The organism is Guptibacillus hwajinpoensis (genome assembly GCF_020524165.1).
In the GTDB taxonomy this organism is placed as follows: Bacteria; Bacillota; Bacilli; order Bacillales; family Guptibacillaceae; genus Guptibacillus; species Guptibacillus hwajinpoensis_D.
Genome location: NZ_JAIVKU010000004.1, coordinates 684,225 through 704,229, shown reverse-complemented (window position 1 = coordinate 704,229; position 20,005 = coordinate 684,225). Strand labels below are relative to the sequence as shown.

At 38.5% G+C, this 20,005-nt stretch carries 17 protein-coding genes; 12 read left to right on the top strand and 5 right to left on the bottom strand.

Annotated elements, in window-relative coordinates; all coding sequences use genetic code 11:
• Positions 1–11 precede the first annotated feature (11 nt).
• Positions 12–629, top strand: coding sequence for a hypothetical protein (locus LC090_RS10690; RefSeq protein WP_226657905.1), 618 nt, complete (start codon positions 12–14; stop codon positions 627–629).
• On the opposite strand, the gene LC090_RS10685 is transcribed toward LC090_RS10690, so the two are convergent.
• Positions 626–1,651, bottom strand: coding sequence for a YeiH family protein (locus LC090_RS10685; RefSeq protein WP_226657903.1), 1,026 nt, complete (start codon positions 1,649–1,651; stop codon positions 626–628). The genes LC090_RS10690 and LC090_RS10685 overlap by 4 nt on opposite strands.
• Before the next feature lie 109 nt (positions 1,652–1,760).
• Between LC090_RS10685 and LC090_RS10680 the strand changes: the two genes are divergently transcribed.
• From LC090_RS10680 to LC090_RS10665, 4 genes are all read left to right on the top strand, one after another.
• Positions 1,761–2,630 carry a LysR substrate-binding domain-containing protein gene (locus LC090_RS10680; protein WP_226657900.1) on the top strand — a complete coding sequence of 290 codons (870 nt, stop codon included), beginning with the start codon at positions 1,761–1,763 and terminating at the stop codon, positions 2,628–2,630.
• 87 nt (positions 2,631–2,717) lie between these two features.
• On the top strand, positions 2,718–4,937 hold the full coding sequence (locus tag LC090_RS10675; RefSeq protein ID WP_226657897.1) for a DEAD/DEAH box helicase: 2,220 nt from the start codon (positions 2,718–2,720) through the stop codon (positions 4,935–4,937).
• 85 nt (positions 4,938–5,022) lie between these two features.
• A complete protein-coding gene (locus tag LC090_RS10670) occupies positions 5,023–5,406 on the top strand; it encodes a VOC family protein (RefSeq protein WP_226657895.1) in 384 nt (127 codons plus the stop codon).
• Positions 5,407–5,591: 185 nt separating this feature from the next.
• On the top strand, positions 5,592–6,788 hold the full coding sequence (locus LC090_RS10665) for an MFS transporter (protein ID WP_226657894.1): 1,197 nt from the start codon (positions 5,592–5,594) through the stop codon (positions 6,786–6,788).
• Between the two features lie 40 nt (positions 6,789–6,828).
• Here the strand turns inward: LC090_RS10665 and LC090_RS10660 are convergent, their stop codons facing one another.
• On the bottom strand, positions 6,829–7,998 hold the full coding sequence (locus LC090_RS10660; protein ID WP_425590650.1) for a lactate 2-monooxygenase: 1,170 nt from the start codon (positions 7,996–7,998) through the stop codon (positions 6,829–6,831).
• Positions 7,999–8,175: 177 nt separating this feature from the next.
• Here LC090_RS10660 and LC090_RS10655 point away from each other — a divergent pair, with 177 nt between their 5' ends.
• Positions 8,176–9,573: a bifunctional metallophosphatase/5'-nucleotidase gene (locus tag LC090_RS10655; protein ID WP_226657891.1), complete on the top strand. Its 1,398-nt coding sequence runs from the start codon at positions 8,176–8,178 to the stop codon at positions 9,571–9,573.
• Between the two features lie 728 nt (positions 9,574–10,301).
• On the opposite strand, the gene LC090_RS22170 is transcribed toward LC090_RS10655, so the two are convergent.
• Positions 10,302–10,583, bottom strand: coding sequence for a hypothetical protein (locus LC090_RS22170; protein WP_369522744.1), 282 nt, complete (start codon positions 10,581–10,583; stop codon positions 10,302–10,304).
• Between the two features lie 530 nt (positions 10,584–11,113).
• Between LC090_RS22170 and LC090_RS10645 the strand changes: the two genes are divergently transcribed.
• Positions 11,114–11,656 carry a site-specific integrase gene (locus LC090_RS10645; protein WP_226657889.1) on the top strand — a complete coding sequence of 181 codons (543 nt, stop codon included), beginning with the start codon at positions 11,114–11,116 and terminating at the stop codon, positions 11,654–11,656.
• A gap of 153 nt (positions 11,657–11,809) precedes the next feature.
• Entirely contained in the window at positions 11,810–12,652 is an 843-nt protein-coding gene (gene kynA / locus LC090_RS10640; RefSeq protein WP_226657887.1) for a tryptophan 2,3-dioxygenase, read from the top strand.
• Positions 12,653–12,711: 59 nt separating this feature from the next.
• Here kynA and LC090_RS10635 read toward each other — a convergent pair whose 3' ends face one another.
• Together LC090_RS10635 and LC090_RS10630 are read right to left on the bottom strand one after the other, a co-directional pair.
• Positions 12,712–13,761, bottom strand: coding sequence for an iron-containing alcohol dehydrogenase family protein (locus LC090_RS10635; RefSeq protein ID WP_226658450.1), 1,050 nt, complete (start codon positions 13,759–13,761; stop codon positions 12,712–12,714).
• On the bottom strand, positions 13,761–14,408 hold the full coding sequence (locus tag LC090_RS10630; RefSeq protein ID WP_226657885.1) for an MtnX-like HAD-IB family phosphatase: 648 nt from the start codon (positions 14,406–14,408) through the stop codon (positions 13,761–13,763). The genes LC090_RS10635 and LC090_RS10630 overlap by 1 nt, the downstream gene beginning before the upstream one ends.
• A 165-nt stretch (positions 14,409–14,573) precedes the next feature.
• On the opposite strand from LC090_RS10630, the gene ilvA reads away from it, so the two are divergent.
• From ilvA to LC090_RS10610, 4 genes are all read left to right on the top strand, one after another.
• Complete coding sequence (gene ilvA / locus LC090_RS10625) at positions 14,574–15,830, top strand: threonine ammonia-lyase IlvA (protein WP_226657883.1); 1,257 nt, start codon at positions 14,574–14,576, stop codon at positions 15,828–15,830.
• Positions 15,831–15,931: 101 nt separating this feature from the next.
• Positions 15,932–16,888: an LLM class flavin-dependent oxidoreductase gene (locus LC090_RS10620; RefSeq protein WP_226657880.1), complete on the top strand. Its 957-nt coding sequence runs from the start codon at positions 15,932–15,934 to the stop codon at positions 16,886–16,888.
• Between the two features lie 150 nt (positions 16,889–17,038).
• Positions 17,039–18,964, top strand: coding sequence for an ATP-dependent DNA helicase (locus tag LC090_RS10615; RefSeq protein ID WP_226657878.1), 1,926 nt, complete (start codon positions 17,039–17,041; stop codon positions 18,962–18,964).
• A gap of 74 nt (positions 18,965–19,038) precedes the next feature.
• Complete coding sequence (locus LC090_RS10610; protein ID WP_226657876.1) at positions 19,039–19,986, top strand: phosphotransferase family protein; 948 nt, start codon at positions 19,039–19,041, stop codon at positions 19,984–19,986.
• The last annotated feature ends 19 nt before the right edge of the window (positions 19,987–20,005 follow it).

Genomic DNA, 20,005 nt, shown 5'->3' with positions numbered 1-20,005 from the left:
AGGGGGATTTCATGCTTAAACAACTCTATCAGTATCTTTTATTTGTATGTGTAATCTTATCCGTTTCAACGATCTGGTATGAGTCTCCCTTTCAACAGGAGATCTTGATTGGTACATGGATTGTCTTCTTTATTGATTATATTGTTTTTCTTTATTTATCTAAAAGTCGATGGGAATACATCAAAAGTCATCCTTTTGATTTGATTGCTTTGATCCCTCTTGACTCCATTTTTCAAGGAGCAAAGCTAGCCAGACTTTATCGTTTATGGCGGATTAAAACAATCGCAAAACGATTTAGTAATCCCATTCTAGGAAAGGCAATGGGGATGTCTCCTCAAACATGGTTTTTAACAAGTTTTGTGTTTGTGATTGTCTCAACTTTCCCGTTTTATTTCTATGAGCCTGTTGTCGATTCTTTTCAGGATGCTGCCATATGGTCACTAGGTTCCATTATTTTTGTTGGGCGCTTTTCAGTTGAACCAACTTCATTCATTGGAAAAATGGTGATCGTTCTCCTTACAATCGTTGGCATTCTCCTTCATGCATTAATCGTGCGAACCGCCTTTCAATATGTGGATTATTTACGAAAAAAATGGTCATCCAAAGACGATGACCATTCAGAAGCCTAGTAAAACCATTTAACGATAAAAAAAGTTACAAGAGAGAGCGTGATGGAGACGATTGTGATAATCGCCATTGGCTTAAGGGCTTTATTTTTCAAATCTTTTAAACTAACACTTAGACCAAGACCTACCATAGCTGCGGTTAAACACCAAGTCGTAATCTCTGTCACAACATTCACCGCTGAATCAGAGAACGGGATAATGGGCCCGAGGAGGAATGTTCCTGCTAAACTCATGATTACAAATCCAACTAAAAACCATGGGAATGCAACCTTTTGTTGCGTACCCTTGTTTTTGCGTTTCATAAGATACATAAATAAAAAACATACTGGGACAAGGAGGAAGACTCTTCCAAGCTTGGCGAGTAACCCCATAGCTAATGCCGTTTCTCCTCCTGGTGCTGCTGCTAGAGCAACGTGAGCAACTTCATGTAGTGAAATTCCAGACCATACTCCGTATTCGCTTGAAGTTAGTGGAAGGAATGGGCGAAGAATGGTATAGCCAATGGAAAAAATCGTTCCAAACAAAGCAATAATGCCAACGCCGATTGCTGTATCTTCTTCTTTCGCTTTAACAATCGGTGCTACAGCTGCAATTGCAGCAGCTCCGCAAATCCCCGTACCCGCGCCAAGAAGCAGAGTAATAGACTTATTAGCATTCATCACTTTAGAAAGCCAAATGGAAGATAAGATAGCAAATGCAATAACAAGTGCACCTAGTAATAGAATAGGTAATCCATCTTGAAGAATCATGCTTACGTTTAATTTTATTCCGTATAATATAATCGCAAATCTAAGTAATTTTTTTGATGAAAATGTGATTCCTTTTCTTAGCCATTCTGGATAACCAGCTACTTGTCGATAAGCAATGGCAATTAAGATCGCTGAAGCAAGTTGTCCAGTAAGCTTAAACCCTGGGACCATGGCCAGAAAATAACCTAATAACGCAATAAAAAACGTAAAGGCAATGCCAAGGAGCCATCGGATGTGGTCAGGCAATGTTTGATGATGTCTTAACGTGTTGATCATATTCTTTCCTCCGTTTCTCCTTTTATAGTTTACTTTACAAATGACTATAAGTGAAATAATTAAATAGAATGGTTATAATAAGTTATAACTTATAGATAGAGGTGAGGAATTGGATCAACAATTAAAAGTGTTTGTTACAGTCGTTGATAAACGAAATTTCTCAAGAGCAGCAGAAGAATTACACATGACACAGCCAGCCGTTAGTCAATATATTAAAAGTTTAGAAGAGAGTCTTGGTACTAAGTTACTTGAAAGAAACAATCGCTCCGTGGAAATGAACAAAGCTGGTGAAATCGTGTACCATCATGCAAGAGAGTTATTAAATTTGTATTCTAAGATGAACTATTTATTGGATGATTTGACCAATCGTGCAAGTGGTAAGATTACGATTGGTGCAAGTTATACATATGGCGAATATGTTTTGCCACATGTTATTGCTTCAATACGAGAAAAGTATCCTCTAATAACACCAGCAGTCACCATTGGAAATTCTAGAGAAATTGGAGATCTTGTTTATTCCCATCAGTTAGATGTTGGTATTATAGAAGGAGACTATCCAGCAAGAGACATGAAAGTAGATAGTTTCACTGAAGACGAAATGGTCATTGTAGCAGCCCCTACACATAAGAATGTTGAGCATGGAAGCATTCTGGAAAACGAAATGTGGATTGTACGAGAAGAAGGGTCTGGAACAAGGGAAGCAACTGAAAAAATGTGGGAACTCCTATCGATTGTACCTTCTCAAAAAATGGCATTTGGCAGTACGCAACTCATTAAAGAGTCTGTCGAAGCTGGAATTGGCATTGGCATCCTTTCAAAATGGACGATTAGAAAAGAATTAAAACTTGGAACCCTAAAGATACTTGAATTGCCCAGATTTAAATATAAACGAACGTTTTCTATATTAATGCGTTCTCCTTTTCAAACGAAAGTTCTTGAAGTCTTTCTCGATCACGTCCATTCTCATCATAAAACATAAGAGTTCAGTTCGGTAGAGAGTTATTGATGAGCATGATATAGTATAGAAATTGTAAAAGAACGAATGGTTAAAAGGAAGCGATAGAAAATGAATGAAATGATAGAAGAGTGGCAATTAGCGCTTCGTGCGGAAATAGCTCATTTAAAAAAGTATGGAAGTAGGCCAATCAAAATTGTTAACGGTCGTTTATTATCCGGCGATGATTTTCGATACTATTTTGATGTACGTACGCCTATTCAGATTCCATCTGGATCAAAAATACGAATAGAAATGAAACATATAAAACGGGAAGGAAGAATGTTATCTTCAGAGGGAAATAATGTCATTATCGCCCTTGAAGGTGATTTTGGCGATCTAATTAGAGAAGCCGATCTTTACCATGATCCGTGGGAATTGCTTGATGAGCTGCACGAACGCCTGGAAGAAATAAAGAAAAGTAAAAGAAGGCTAGCGCGGGTTAGCAAATTAATGAATCCACCAAAAACGGTTAAACATCCTGAAGAAAAGATTAAGAGTCATCTCCATGAGTTGATTCTTAGGTCAAAATACAACCCAGTAACGTATGTATGGGGTCCACCAGGCACTGGTAAAACGCATAATCTGGCAAGAGCCGCCGCAAATCACTTTTTTAAAGGAAAGAGCGTTCTAATCTTATCCCATAGTAACCAAGCTGTAGATGTTTTAATGCGTGAAATCTCTCTTTTTGCTGAAAAAAAGGAGAAGTTTGAAGAGGGTAAAATCATGCGCTATGGTCAGCAACGTAATGTTCCATCACTATTGCCATTATATACAGATCAGTTACTGATGGCACAGCATCCAGATCTTGCTGAAGAGAAAGCGAGTATAATGGAGGAACGGAAGAATTTAAAAGAGGATTTATCAAATTCCTTTAGCAATCGTGATTCAACTCAGTTGCTAAAGTTAGAGTCTAAGTTAGGAAATGTTCTCGAAAAGATTAGGCGTAAAGAAACGGAATTCGTTAAAAACGCTACTATAATTGGAACTACTTTAACAAAAGCAGCGATTGATGAAACGATCTACCGAAAGAGAGTCGATGTTGTCATTATTGATGAAGCTAGTATGGCGTATGTGCCCCAGGCAGCGTTTGCTGCTTCGCTTGGAAAACGGGTTGTGATATGTGGTGATTTTAAACAGCTTCCCCCTATCGCATCGGCCCGGCATCCGCTAGTTTCGAAGTGGTTAAAAGAAGATGTCTTCCATCGAGCCGGAATCATTGAAACAGTTGAATCAGGTAATCTTCACCCTCAATTGTTTCTTTTAAATGAGCAAAGGCGAATGCATCCAGTTATTTCTGCATTTACAAACAAAACGATTTATCATTCTCTTGTTAAGGATTATCCCAACACTGCAGCATTAAGAGAAGACATAACTAGAAAACGTCCTTTCAAAGGGAGGGCTTCTGCTCTCATTGATACGAGTCATACAGGTGCTTATTGTTTTACTGGCCACTCATCAAAATCTCGGATGAACTTATGGCAACTCTTTTTATCTTTTCAAGCAATTTATGAATCATTGAAATCAGGAATGACCTCGATTGGTTATGTAACACCTTATCGTGCCCAATCGAAACTCATGGGATTATTGATAGAAGATCTCCTGTCACCTACTGACCAAGCTGATATTCTTTCAGCAACTGTTCATCGATTTCAGGGAAGCGAACGAGATATGATGGTGTTTGATACTGTAGATAGTGATCCAGAATTCCGTCCAGGAATGCTACTGACAGGAAATAATAGCGATCGTTTAATTAACGTTGCGATGACGCGAACAAAAGGGAAATTTATTCATGTTAGTAACGTGGACTATTACAAAAAGCGTATGTCTCAATCAAAGACGCTCAGGCAATTAGTGGAGCACCAGTTACAAAAAAACGAAAGAATTGGACCTTCACAAATAGGGAAGTGGATTACACATCAACATTCTCAGTTGAAATGGAGTCATGCATTAAACACAAATACCGTATTTCATGATATTCAAAAAGCAAATGAGGTCATTATTTCAATTCCATCAGGCACATCACTAACAAAAGAGTGGATCAGCACGTTGAAAGCAGCACCTGCTAAAACGATGATTATCTCACCTAAGGTTGTTCATGAAATTCCGGTTGCTCGTCATGTGGTGCATGAAGTTCCATTTCCATTTGTAGCTATTGATCGGAAAGTATTCTATCTGGGTGTACCATTCGAGGGCATGAAAGATGTTCTGCCACCAGCAGTATCCGTTAGAATGCAATCTACCCTTGTGGTTAATGAAATTATTAATCAAATTCTTCCAGCAGATGCATAGAAAATAGAGGTTTTTTCCTTTTCTATATTTACGTTACTGTGGTAAAGTTACAGAGAATAATGAATTGAAAGAAAGCTGGTGACGTATGGGAATACAAAAGCTTGAACATGTAGGGGTACAAGTTAGAAATATTGAAGCATCAAAAGGATTTTATCAAGGAATAATTGGGCTTGAACTACTTGATGAATTCGACCATCCTGATGGGGATAAAAAACTTGCTTTTCTTGGAATCAAGGGAGAGATTATTGTAGAGTTAATTGAAGGATATGATGCTAATTTACCAGCAGAAGGGAAGGTTCATCACATTGCCTTTACGGTAGAAGATATCAATCAAGAACGCATTCGTCTTCATGATCTAGGCGTAACGTTTATTGATGAGGGCATTAATGCTTTACCGAACGGTGCAAAATATCTTTTCTTTGAAGGACCAGATGGTGAATGGTTAGAGTTTTTTGAACCTGCTACTTAATTTAGCAAGTGTAATTACTCAAAAAACGAGTGTCCCGATCTTAGGACACTCATTTTTTTGAGTTCCAATCCTTTCGTTTCTAAAAGCTCGTCTTCGCTTTTCTTGTCATGAGCAGGAAACTCTTAAAATGGGGAGGCATGTTGTAAGATAAGAGTGAACTTATTTGATAGAAAGAAGGAATAGGTATGGTCAAACAAGAGGATCTTCAGAAAGAGAAGATCTGGACGCGAGACTTTATTTTTATTTGCATGGCGAACTTTTTTATTTTTGCGGGGTTCCAGATGACGCTCCCAACTCTCCCTTTATTTGTTAATGAACTTGGAGGGAGCGATCAGCTTATTGGTTTTGTCGTCGGCATTTTCACCTTATCCGCTTTACTTATTCGACCCTGGAGCGGGCATGTCCTCGAGTCACTTGGAAGAAGAATCATTTTCTTAATTGGATTAATGGTTTTTGTTATTTCTGTTGGATCTTATGCGTTTACAGGTAGTCTTGTTCTTCTTTTTCTCATGCGGGTGATCCAGGGACTAGGTTGGGGGATGTCAACCACAGCGGTGGGCACAATCGCAACGGATTTAATTCCACAAAAGCGAAGAGGAGAAGGCATGGGTTATTTTGGACTTGCTGGAAATTTAGCTATGGCTTTTGGTCCAGCACTAGGTTTATTCCTAATTGCCATTTCTGGATTTCAAACAATGTTTTTAATCGCTGCTTCGGCTGGATTGCTTTCTTTCCTTATCGCTTCCATTATTCGTTATAAACCGGCAAACAAAACACCGATTGAAAAAAAGAAATGGGACTTTTTTGAGAAAACCGCTTTAATGCCTTCCATTTTATTATTTTTTATTACGATGGTGTTTGGTGGAATCGCTACTTTTCTCCCACTTTATGCAGAACAATTGGGCATTGAGGGGATAGAGTGGTATTTCGTAGTCTTTGCCGTTTCTTTAATGCTCGTCCGCGCTTTCGCTGGACGAATTTATGATCGAAAAGGACATAAAGCTATTTTTCTTCCCGGCGCCTTCTTAATATTAACCGCAATGATTGATTTGACGCTACTAGCCAATCAATTCATGCTTATTCTTGCTGCTGTGTTATTCGGAATTGGATTTGGCTCCGTTCAGCCAGCTCTACAAGCATGGGCTGTGAATGAAGCACCCCTTCACAGAAAAGGAATGGCTAACGCTACCTTTTTTTCATTTTTTGATTTAGGTGTAGGAATAGGAGCAATGTTTTTTGGTTTGATCGCATCAACGTTCGGTTATGCAGACATCTACTTAACAGCAGGTATTTCCGTTATCATCTCAATGATCATTTACGTTATATACCTAAAAAGAAGTGCATCTGTACAAAGTCATCAAGAAGCAGTTCAATGGAAATAATAAAACGAGTTCGGTTAATTGGCCGAACTCATTTTATCTATTATCGACTACTCGGAATTAGCATCTCTTTATTTACTTCATTTAAATCACGGCATCCTGATAATGCCATAGTTAAATCAAAATCTGCAAGAAGGTTGGAAAGTACTTGTTTCACCCCACTTTCTCCCGCTACCGCTAATCCATACATACATGGTCGGCCAACGAGTATGGCTTTTGCTCCAAGCGCAATGGCTTTAAATACATCAGCCCCTCTTCTTATCCCGCTATCCATCAAGACAGGAATTTGATTTTCAACAGCTTCTACTACGGCCGGAAGCGCATCAAGCGATGAAAGGGCTCCATCTACTTGACGCCCTCCATGATTCGATACAATAATTCCATCAGCGCCATATTCTAATGCTAGCTTTGCATCATCAGGGTGAAGGATGCCTTTCAAAATAATAGGCAAAGTCGTATACTTTTTCAGCTCTGCTAAATCCTCCCACGTTAATCCTGCATTTCCAAAGACGTGAGTCCAATGCATAATTGCTCCCATAGCATCTTCTTCAGGAGGTACATGAAGTCCAGCGCGAAATGCAGGATCAGTTAAATAATTCCCAATTCCTTCCCCGATTAGAAAAGGTAAATAAACATTTTGCAAATCTAATTCTCGCCATGCCATCATTGGAGTATCCAGCGTTACAACAATCGCTGAATATCCGGCGTTTTCTGCTCGTTGTACAAAACTTTTAGCAATTTCGGGATCACGACTCCAGTAAAGTTGAAACCACTTCTCAGCATCACCCATCACTTCTGCAATTTCTTCCATAGACCGGCTTGATGCGGAGCTTGCGATGTAAGGAATCCCCATAGAAGCAGCTGCTTTCGCTGAAGCAAGTTCGCCTTCTTGATGAATAATGGATTGAACGCCAATTGGAGCGACTAACAAAGGAGTAGGAAGCATTCGACCGTACATGCCTATTTTTAAATTTCGTTCTTCAACGTGTCGAAAGACGCGAGGCACAATGTTCCATCGCCTAAATGCATCACGATTTGCATTTTTCGTTTCTTCTGCACCTGATCCGCCAGCTACATAATCATAAGGTCCATCCTCCAGAAGTTCTCGTGCTTTTGCTTTCCAATCTTCATACCTTGTTGGTAGGCGATTCGGGTCTGGTGCAGCCATTTGTTTATAAATACCAAACTGAATTTCATTACCGAAATTAGCCAATTGAACGACTCCTTTTTAAATGTAGTTAGTTGAATCTTCTTTGTCATCTTTCCAATTCCTTCTAAATTAATAGAAAAACAGGATCGATCATTAGAAAATAGAAGGATTTAGATGAATTATTACGAAATAGTAGGTTGGCAATAAATTCGTTCATTAAGAACATATTGGGGGACAATCATGAAGCTTTCAGTCATACATACGAACGATGTTCACAGTCATTTTGAGAACTTCGCAAAAGCAACATCACTTATTAAGGACTACGCAGATGAGCACACCCTGGTTTTAGATGGCGGTGACTTCGCTGATTTTAAAAGTATAGAACTTCAAGGGACTCAGGGAATCGCAGCTGTAAAGATGCTTGAATCTGCTGGTTATGATGCGATGACGATAGGGAATAATGAACTGTTTAATGGAGTCGATACGTTAGAGCATATGGCGGTACATAGTTCTATTCCATTCATTAGCTGTAATCTTTTAAAAGCAAATGGTGAATCGTTTAATGGAGTACTTCGGAGTACAATTGTTCATAAGCAAGGGTTACGTATTTTGATTACTGGTGCTTCACCCGATTTACAAGAATTTAATGATTTAATGGGTTTTCGAATAGTTGATTATATAGAGGGCATTCGAGAAGAGATAGAAAGGCAAAGAGGAAAATATGATATTTGTATCGTACTAAACCATGTTGGGACTGAATGCGATATTGAACTAGCTGATTCAATCGATGAAATTGATTTGATACTTTCTGCACATGATCATGTTCTCTACGACGAAGCTAAAGTAGTAAATGGTACCATTCTGAATTCTGCTGGTATGTATGGAGAACACATCGGTATTGTAGAAATGGAAGTTACAAATAACAGTTTATTATTATTAGCCTCCAGAGCAATTTCGACTGCAAAAGCAGTAGAAGATGAGGAGATTAAAGGAATTTTGCTTTCAAGTAGGGAAGAAGCAATCGCCAATTTAAGTAAACCACTTTACTCAGTTAGTCAAACACTCTGGCATGACATACTTGAAGAAAACCCAATGACCAATTTAATTGCAGATGGTTTAAAAGATCGCTTTGAATGTGATCTCGGAATCATTAACAGTGGTATTACAAACGGGGGCATTGTTGATTTTGTATCGAACAAAAAACTCATTGAAATTTGTCCATCGCCTTTAAATCCGACTTACTTTGAGATTCAGGGTAAGCACTTATTTGCAGCTCTGGAAAGCTCGTTAGACAGTTCGGTTTGTATGTCAGATGGCAGGGGACCAGGTTTTCGAGGTAAATATGTCGGAAAATTTCATGTATCAGGAGCAATAATTCATCACGATCACAAACGTATCCTTTCGATTACGATAAATAATAAGGTGTTAGAACCAGAAAAGTGGTATCGCGTAGCATCTTCTGATTATTTATTAAGAGGTTCTGGCTATCCTGATTTAGCAAATAATCGAAACTTTACCTATCAGCCAGATGAAATAAAAGATGTGATTAGAGAATATGCCAAGGAGGAAGCGTTTGTGAAAAATGCGTATAGGAAATGCTGGGTGGCCCAAACTGGTGCAAGGTTAGAAGTGAATTAATCCATTCTTTATTGGAAGTGATCAACGTTAGCAGTTTATAAAGTAGATTCCTAATTTAAATTAGAACGAAATTGTGAAATATTAGATAAAGGAGAAGTGTGGTTGCTATATTAAAGACTTCGTCTGTAGAAAAAATAGGATGATAAAGGAAAATCACAGGTTTATACCTGTGATTTTTAGTTTGCATAATGAGGTTATTTCTAATTAATTCGTTCCTAAAGGTGAGATTACATTTGAATCACTTTCATGCACTTAACTTTTAAGATTTAAATGTGAGTAATGGGTTGTAGAGGTATTTTCATTAATGAAAAGGTGAAAAAGCATGAAGAGATCATAATAGCTAAATCGTACTTTTAAAATAGTGGAGATCTTAAGAGGAAGGAATCGTAAGCCGCTTGAAAAAAATATTAGAAGAGGTAAAGGTTATTGAATTGATGTTCCTACAAAATGGTTTCTACTTAGAATAAAGAACGATATCCACATACGAGCGGTACTAATCAATCTCGCTTAGATGCAATTATCGAATCTAAAGGGTAAGTAGTGTGACTACTCATAAAAATTTCAATTACCGTATTTAATATAAAAATAAAAATTAGTTTAATAAGATTTTTTTCAAATCGTATAAAACGTCAATAAAAAAACAAGTCAAATCTGTCTGTTTTTTTATCCCTAATAAGTCTTTCCTATATACTGAACAATTTTGTGCAATTCCGTAACAGTTGGACGACCTAAAGGTCTTGTTTGTCGTTGATAAAGTAGTTCACCTTTATCATCAATGAGGAAGTAGGCATGCTCACCATGAGCACCATGATCTTCATACGGATCATCTTCTTTGTGATAGCGAACATCATAGGCTTCCAGTGTCTGAAGTCCACATCAGCTAATAATGAAAAAAAAAGATTCTTTTCTTCAATCATTGCATTTAAATTATCCAATTTATCAGTTGATATCGTAGTAACATGGACATTTTTATCTTCGAAGAAGCCAGAGCTTTCTTCAAGATCACTCACGCAGACGGGGCACCAAGAACCTCTAAAGAAGATAAAAAGATGCTATCCACCTTTTTCTTTTCGATATGATTCTAAAGAATACTCTTCGCCATTTACTGATGGAAGTGTGAAATTTGGTACTGGATCTTTCAAAGCATATTCAGACAAACGATTTCCTCCTTTGAATAGAAACAATCGCCTTATCATGTAAGTCAACTCTTATCAGATCCTGAATCGAGAGCGAATGATGTAAGATACCTTACTCCTTTTTAATACAAAATAATTGACAAAAACAAAAAGAAACAACCAGATTTTTACTTTTGATGTTCATTTCGAACGAATGACACAATATACACGTAAACAAAACTAAGTGCTTCTATTTCTACACAATGATACAAAACATATATTGTGTATCATTATGAAAATCAATGAAAGCTTATTTTTAGGGGTTTTTCTCTTTTCCATTAGTAGCTAGAAAGGTATAATGATACATACCACTTATTTGTTTATCATTAATGATACATAACGGATAGAGAAAGGAAGCTGCCTTCATGAACTCGGTTCAGCCGATTCGAGATCCTCAGAAGATAAAATTAGTAAAACAAAACTTAAGAAAGCGAAATTCCAGAGATTGGTTCTTGTTTAACATGGGAATTAATACTGGTTTACGTATTAGTGATTTACTTCCTTTACGAGTTGGTGACGTTCGGAACCAAACGCATATCATCATAAAAGAAAAAAAGACCGGAAAATCAAAACGGTTTCCGATTAACTATGCCCTTAAGGAGCTAATCGAGTCGTATACGTTCGATATGGAAGAAGGAGATTTTTTGTTTCCGTCAAATAAAACGGATTTACCTATTCAAAGAGGTCAGGCTTACAAAATTCTAAATCAGGCTGCTGCAGAAGCAGGGCTTTCTGAAATCGGAACACATACAATGCGAAAGACATTTGGTTACTTTTACTATAAACAGACGAAAGACGTGGCGATGCTTCAAAAGATCTTCGGCCATTCAGCACCATCGATTACCTTAAGATACATCGGAATTGAGCAAGAGCAGATGGATGAATCACTGTTTAACTTTAGTTTATAAACAATGTCCAAAAAGGAACGTGTTATACTTTTTTGGAGAGGAGGGGGCAAGTCTTTAATAAAAGAATAGTAGTAAGGATTACTATAATAATGAAGAAACTCGTATGAATAGAGTATCTTGGTTCCGCTTACAATTTAAAAGGAGGTTTTCTCATTGGTAAAAAAAGACCATCGAGATCCAACAGAAGCATCCATACATACTGATTTTAAAAACAATATGACGTACGGAGAATACTTAAGCCTAGATAAAATACTTGCGGGGCAGAATAGGCTATCAGACCATCATGACGAAATGCTTTTTATCATTATTCACCAGGTGAGCGAATTATGGATGAAATTAATTTTGCATGAATTAAGAGGGGCAATTAAAGCAATTGAAAACGATGAATTATCCACTGCTTTTAAAATGCTTGCGCGTGTTTCGAAAACACAGACTCAAATCATTCAGGCATGGGATGTTCTTTCAACGTTAACCCCTTCGGAATACATGCAGTTCCGAGATTCGCTTGGACAGGCATCTGGTTTCCAATCTTATCAATACCGTATGATTGAGTTTGCATTAGGCTATAAAACACCTCACGTGTTAAAGATTTATGAGAAAGATAAAGTTCTTCATGAAGAACTAAAAGAAGCTTATCAAGAACCCGGCATTTATGATGTAGCGATTAAGGCGCTATCGGGGGCGGGATTACCTATTGATAAGGAAGTTCTTGATCGCGATGTGACCGAAACATACAGAAAGAATGACTCAGTCATGCAGGCATGGCTGACCGTATATCGTGATGTAGAAACGTATTGGGACCTATATGAACTAGCTGAGAAGCTTGTTGATATTGAGGATTGGCTACAGCAATGGCGATTCCGTCATATGAAAACAGTTGAGAGGATTATCGGGTTTAAAAAGGGGACCGGCGGCTCATCTGGCGTTGGGTATTTGAAAAAAGTACTGGATCATCGCTTTTTTCCAGAACTTTGGGACATTAGAACAGAACTCTAGTTTTACATAATATCATTATGTAAACAAATATAAAAAATTGCCCTCATAAGGGCATTTTTTTATATTAAAACTTCCTGTAACACGTTATCAGTTTCTAAGAAAGAGAGCGCTTTTTGTTGGAAGATAGGATCATGAAGGTAAGTGTAACGATTTGGTTTTACAGAGGGAGCCGATAATATCGCCTCTGCCAGAGCGGATTTTGGAATTCTTTCTTCTTTTACATAATGGAAGAAACCCGTTCTTTCAAACACTTTCTTCATTCGTAATGCTCGGTGGTTTTGAACGTTTGCCATGATGTACGTAGCGAGACCTACTTGAATCCCGTGCATATAAGGTTTCGCTAATTGTTTATCAAGAGCATGTGATATTAAGTGCTCGGACCCACTAATTGGAGCACTATTTCCACTAATCACGGTGGCTACTCCGCCCATAGTTAAGGAACTTACAAGCTCTTTGATAAAGATTGGATTTTGAAGATCAGTCATCGGTGTTCGAATAAAGCTATTGACCGCTTTTTTACTAAGCATCGCTGCAAAGGCATTTACATGACCTTTTCCATGGCTTTCTTCAAATTCCCAGTCATAAAGAGCCGTAATGTTACTCATTAAGTCACCTACACCTGCAAGTAAGAAATGCGAAGGAGCTTGTTGAATCACTTCAAGATCCGCAATAATGCCAAAAGGCACCTGAGCAGGAACGGTCGTCTTTTTTTGATTAACGATCAGGGAACAATTGCTACTAGCAAAACCATCATTGGATGCAGATGTCGGCATGCTGATAAAGGGGAGTTTTCTAGAAAATGCAATATACTTTCCGTAGTCAATAATCATACCTCCCCCCATAGCAAGGACAACATCATAAGAATCGAGCGTAAAAGCAAATGCAATAAGGTCTTGAATGGTTTGACCGGGTTCCATTTTTTGAACGTTTATCGTCAAGTGCATTGATTTTTGAAAGGACTCGGCATAAGTATCGTAAGTAAATGCATCAAACAAAAACAGGGCATGATGAAACCCGTGTTTATGAAGAAGAGAATCAAGCTGATGACGGATACCTGAACGAATTTCCAAAATCGATGGGATCGGAATATTCGTTAATGCATGCATGATTAAACTGTTCCTTTCTCACGCAAAAAATCCTCTATTTGTTGAAATGAATCAACAGCAACATACGGCACATTATTTTCCTTTAATAAATCTTGAAGTGCATCTTTAGCAAAAGTCAGATCTGCTACTTTAGCAGGATGGGAATCAGGTTCACTATCACCAGCAAAATAAACAACCTCATAGGTTTCCTTTAATTCTGCAATTACTTTCGATTTATCAATGCCATAACGTCTGGAATAGTGTTTATGATTTTCGTCAATCGACAGATGAACATTCTTATTTTCATAATACCCTTTATTAGAAAATACAGGGACGTCTTGAATGCCATAATGCTCGAGAATGTGATGAATGTAATAATCCGTGCCGGCACTTAGAATATAGAAATCCCCACCGCATTCTTGAACCTTTCGAATGAAAGAGGGAACGTGCTCATCAATGGGTAACGAGAGGATGTCTTGAATAATTTGCTCTTCATGCTGGTCAATCGATTGAAATACCTGACTAAGAAAATCAATATCTTGCATGTCACCTGCTTTCCATTTTTTATATAAAGGTTTACCTTCAGGATAGTATGTGTCAATTACAAGCCAGTAGAAATCCTTTTTTGAAATCGTTCCGTCAAAATCTGACACAAAAGCCCATTTTTTCATATGTGACTCCTCCTCGATTATTGAGTATCTCTTAAAATTGTAGCATGCTTTTTATTGCAAAAGAAATTCAATTCTTTTAGAACAATAACGTACAACAGCATTAAATTGTGTTAAAATGATTTTTAAAAAGTTAAACAATTCAATTTAATCTGAAGGAGTGCGAGAATGAGTAAAACAATCAGCAAAGTCCAGGTGGAAGATATCATTATCGCAAACCAGGTTTTAAAAGAAGTCGTTGTTCATACACCGTTACAACGGAATGAAATACTCTCAGATCGCTATAACTGCAACGTTTATTTGAAAAGAGAAGATTTACAAAACGTCCGTTCTTTTAAAATTAGAGGGGCATATAACCTTATTCAAAGCTTAACAATGGAAGAAAAGGAGAACGGGATCGTATGCGCTAGTGCGGGAAACCATGCGCAAGGTGTCGCTTTCTCATGTAAAACGCTCGGCATTCAGGGGCACATCTTTATGCCAGCTACCACGCCAAGACAAAAGATTTCACAAGTTGAATTATTTGGAGGCTCATTCGTTGAAGTGATTTTAACAGGAGATACGTTTGATGATTCCTTCCATACAGCTAAAGAGTTTTGTAACAAGCAAGATAAAACATTTATTCATCCATTTGATGATTACCGAACGATTGCAGGTCAGGGAACAGTTGGCCTGGAAATTATGAATGACATTGATGAAGTTGACTACGTGATGCTCGGCATAGGTGGAGGTGGACTTGCTTCCGGCGTAGGTTCATATATTAAAAGTATTAGTCCAGATACGAAAATCGTTGGAATCGAACCGGAAGGCGCTGCGGGAATGAAGCGTTCGATTGAACACGACAGCGTCGTACCACTTGACTTTATAGATAAATTTGTAGACGGTGCAGCGGTAAAACAAGTTGGCAAACTGACCCTGGATATCTGCAAGCATCTTCTTGATGATGTTGTTCTTGTGCCAGAAGGGAAGATTTGCACAACCATTTTGGAACTATACAATCAGAATGCGATTGTAGCTGAACCTGCAGGTGCTTTATCGATCGCTTCACTCGATTTCTATAAAGATCAAATTAAAGGAAAAAACGTTGTTTGTGTCATTAGTGGGGGGAATAACGATATTAACCGGATGCAGGAAATTCAGGAACGCTCTTTGATTTATGAAGGGTTAAAACACTACTTCATTGTCCATTTTCCGCAGCGGGCTGGCGCCTTAAAAGAATTTATGGCGGATGTTCTAGGACCAACAGATGATATTACACGTTTTGAGTACACAAAAAAGAACAATCGAGATCGGGGACCAGTTCTAGCAGGAATTGAACTTAAGCATAAAGAAGATTATGAACCTTTGATTGAGCGTTTAAATCGAAAAGGATTTTCTTATATTGAAATTAATAAAGATCAGGACCTCTTTAACCTGCTTATCTAAAACGCCTATAACGGGCGTTTTTCTTCGTCAGGGCTTTCGAGTATAAAAGAGACGCTTCTTTCTATATGATAGGAAGAGATTGTATTAAAAAGAGGTGCGCAATGAAACTAAGTATACTTGACCAATCACCCATCATTTATGGAGAAACGGAAGGCGATGCTCTAGAGTCCTCAAAAGAATTAGCTGTTCTCGCAGATAACCTTGGCTATACCCGATACTGGGTGACAGAACATCATGATTTAGCAAATCTAGCTTGTCCTGCACCTGAAGTGCTCTTAAGCTATATTGGCGCACTTACAAAGAAAATTCGCCTTGGTGCAGGAGCCATTCTCCTTCCGCACTATCAACCATATAAAGTTGCGGAAGTTTTTCATACCCTTGCGACCCTATTCCCAGACCGTATTGATCTTGGTTTAGGAAGAGCACCTGGGGGATCTGCCGAAGCAACGACGGCTCTATCCCCACGATTCCTTGAGGAAGTTCGGAAGATGCCAGAAAAAGTAGAAGAGTTACTTCACTTTCTTAATCAAGATTTTCCAAAAGGCCATATGTTTCATAAGGTTCAAGCTAAACCTGTTCCGAATCACAGGCCAGAACCCTGGTTACTCGGAACAGGAAAGAAAAGCGCATTACTTGCTGCAGAACATAGCATGTCCTATGCTTTTGGTTATTTTATGAGTGATCATGATGGAAAGGAACTTTTCAACACGTATCGAACAAATTTTGTTGGCGAAAGACCATATACGATTTTAGCGGTCTCTGTTATTTGTAGTGAAACCACAGCAAGAGCACATGAACTCGCCCATTGGACCAACGTTGTTAATGAAGCTCGAACCAAAGGGGATAACGCTTTTATATCCGTTGAAGAGGCGAAACGCGTTTCCCTTCCTGCTAGCACGAAACTCATTAGCGGAACATTTGAGACTGTCAAGCAGAAGCTAGAGACACTTGAACAAGAGTATAAACCAGATGAACTCATGATTACGACGATAACCCCTAATCATGAGGAAAGGCTGACTTCTTATCAGCTTCTAGGTGAAGCAATACGAAACGAATAGATGTTTTTTCACTAATCGCTAGAAATCTGTTATGATAGAGTTTGGTTTCTTTTGTTTTTTATAACACACGTTACTAACTGTATATTATTTCAACAGTACCAATAGATAAGAAAATAAAAGGACGGATCACGCTAGAAGAGGAGACCGTACATGACTCAATCACTACCTTTTGAAATTACAAAGGAAGATTCTTTCTATGAGAAGCTTGGAGACTATGTAGGTGATGTATTTTATGACATTTTACCTGAACATGGTTACGAGCTTCGAGATGAACAGATCTTCATGGCTTTTCAAATTGAACAAGCCTTTAAGAATAAGAGCGTTGTTTTTGCCGAAGCAGGCGTAGGGACAGGAAAAACGTTTGTTTATTTGCTGTATGCGATTTGCTATGCCCGTTATACTCGAAAACCAGCCATTATTTCGTGTGCGGATGAAACGCTTATTGAGCAGCTCGTAAAAGAAGGCGGAGATATTGAGAAGCTTGAGAAAGCTCTTGGATTAACCGTGGATGTTCGCCTTGCTAAGGCAAGAGAACAGTATGTTTGTGTAAAAAAACTTGATTACCTTTCACATCGAACAGATGATGAGGACATCTTGAGCGTACACGATGAAATTCCTGAGTTTGTCTATGAACCTGCTGCGTCGATGAAATCATTCCATCGATATGGCGATCGTAAAGAATACCCATGGGTACCAAATGATAAGTGGGAAAAAATCGCCTGGGATCCACTGCAACAGTGTTCAACATGTGATTGGCGCCATCGATGTGGCCAAACATTAAATCGTGAATATTATCGCCATGCAAGTGATTTAATCATTTGTTCTCATGATTTTTATATGGAACATATTTGGACCAAAGAATCGCGTAAACGTGAAGGGCAACTTCCCTTGCTTCCTGAAGCAAGTACAGTTGTTTTTGATGAAGGACACCTCCTTGAATTCTCAGCACAAAAAGGACTAACGTATCGCTTTCACTCTGAGACGCTCTCAAGCATTCTAACAGGATACATGGACCAGGATGTACGAGAAGAATCTCTCACCCTTGTTGAAGAGATTCTTGAGCTTCATGATAACTGGTTTGCTCATCTCAGTGACTCAGCAATAGCGGTAGAAGGTTCCGTTCGTAAAGATGTACCACGAACAGAAGCAATGATTGAAATCGCAAAAGCCATTGCTGAAAAGGTAGATGCGCTATTAGAACAGCTTGTTTTTGATTCTGAGCTATATGTAATGGAAGATTATCATGTCAAGATCATGGAAGAATATCTCGAATTTTTTGCTTATGGATTAAGAACGTTACTACAGGATGGAGAAGGGATTCACTGGCTAGAGGAAACAGAGACACAAACTTCGCTTGTGATTATGCCAAGACTTGTAGAAGACATTTTAAGAAAAGAAGTGTTTTCACAAAAAATTCCTTTTGTCTTTTCGTCTGCAACGTTATCTCAGGCAGGGGATTTCTCTTATACAGCTAGCAGCCTTGGTATTCAAAAGTACGCCTCATTTTCTGTGAATTCTCCATTTGATTATGAGACACAAATGAAAATGAATGGAACGGTTTCTCAGTCTGAAAAAGAAAAATGGGAAGAAATGGGCTGGGCGCTCAATCAGAACAAAGGCCATTCGTTATTGCTATTTTCATCTCTTGAAGAAATGAACCGATTCCGTAAGTGGGCCGATCAAGAAAACTGGAATTTCACAATCATCTATGAAGGCGATCGTGAAATCAGTGAAACAGTAAAAGCTTTCCAGCGAGAACATTCTGCTGTACTATGCTCCTATCATCTGTGGGAAGGACTTGATGTACCTGGTGAATCGCTTACGCAGGTGCTTATTTCATCCTTACCATTTCCACCAAACGATCCGGTATTCCAGGCGAAGCGAAGTCATTCAGAAAATCCAGTGAATGAAGTGGATCTTCCTTATATGCTACTACGCTTACGACAGGGAATTGGTCGGTTAATTCGAAGTAGTGCGGATCATGGTTCTGTCCGGATTTGGATGACAGAAGAGCAAGTAACCACATACGAAAAGCAAGTTCAAGAAGTTTTGCCATTACCGATTAACTGGAATTAAATCAAAAGCTCTTTCTCCAATGAGAAAGAGCTTTTTTCAATAGGAGTTGGTATGATAGATACAGGAGGGATCGAGTGAAAACAAATTGGGAAAGGCATCAAGCGATCATTCATCTTCCAGAGGAAGCCATTACATCAATTGTGAAAAGCTATCAACCGCATTGGAACGTTACATCAACGAGTTACCTTTCAGGGGGCTTAAGTCACACGAATTTGAAAGTCGATATTGCACATGAAAATCCAATCGTCATACGAGTAGCAAGAAATTCTGAGAGTTTATATCGAGAAAAAGAAATTCATCACATATTACCTATTCATGTACGAAGACCCCAATTTCTGCACTCGACGAAATGGAATGGTTATAGTATTGGGCTTTTAGAATGGAAAGAAGGTGCGTTACTACGAGATCAGCTGACGAATTCTTCAGCACGTGAGATAGGAGAAATGGGGAAATCAATAGGTGAACAGCTTGCCTGTATTCGCGAAAAACGTTTTACTACATATGGTTTTCTTGACCCGAATCTTAATGTCAGGGAAGAATTCCAGTTAACTCCTCAGTCATTTATCACGACAATCGAATCGTTTTTCAACCACCATGCTTCTAAATGGTTACCGGAACATATGCCTGGAAAAATCGTTGAATTCGCAAAGGAAAAAGCGCCTTTACTTGAAGAAGATCAGAGTGAACCTGGACTTGTTCATGGTGATTTTAATGGATTGAACATCTTAATGACAGGAACGGAAGTAAATGCCATTCTGGATTGGGAATTTGCATTATCGGGGAGTATTTACTTTGATGTGGGGAACTTGCTTCGGTACGAATTCAATCATATTGCCTCATTTGAACAAGGTTTATATGAGGGTTTGAAAAATAAAGGAATTTCCCTACCAGAGCAATGGAAAAAGCTTGCGAAACTTGCTGATCTTGTAGCGCTATGTAGCTTGCTTGACAGAGTTGTGTGCGGAGAAAATAGAGTGAAAGACATTACGCGCCTGATCAAACAGACAATACACACAGATTAGTTAAAGAGAGAGGGAAAAA

Coding starts and splice junctions, on each gene's coding strand:
- LC090_RS10690 (WP_226657905.1), top strand. CDS start 12: ATGCTTAAACAACTCTATCAGTATCTTTTATTTGTATGTGTAATCTTA.
- LC090_RS10685 (WP_226657903.1), bottom strand. CDS start 1,651: ATGATCAACACGTTAAGACATCATCAAACATTGCCTGACCACATCCGA.
- LC090_RS10675 (WP_226657897.1), top strand. CDS start 2,718: ATGAATGAAATGATAGAAGAGTGGCAATTAGCGCTTCGTGCGGAAATA.
- LC090_RS10670 (WP_226657895.1), top strand. CDS start 5,023: ATGGGAATACAAAAGCTTGAACATGTAGGGGTACAAGTTAGAAATATT.
- LC090_RS10665 (WP_226657894.1), top strand. CDS start 5,592: ATGGTCAAACAAGAGGATCTTCAGAAAGAGAAGATCTGGACGCGAGAC.
- LC090_RS10655 (WP_226657891.1), top strand. CDS start 8,176: ATGAAGCTTTCAGTCATACATACGAACGATGTTCACAGTCATTTTGAG.
- LC090_RS10645 (WP_226657889.1), top strand. CDS start 11,114: ATGAACTCGGTTCAGCCGATTCGAGATCCTCAGAAGATAAAATTAGTA.
- LC090_RS10630 (WP_226657885.1), bottom strand. CDS start 14,408: ATGAAAAAATGGGCTTTTGTGTCAGATTTTGACGGAACGATTTCAAAA.
- ilvA (WP_226657883.1), top strand. CDS start 14,574: ATGAGTAAAACAATCAGCAAAGTCCAGGTGGAAGATATCATTATCGCA.
- LC090_RS10620 (WP_226657880.1), top strand. CDS start 15,932: ATGAAACTAAGTATACTTGACCAATCACCCATCATTTATGGAGAAACG.
- LC090_RS10615 (WP_226657878.1), top strand. CDS start 17,039: ATGACTCAATCACTACCTTTTGAAATTACAAAGGAAGATTCTTTCTAT.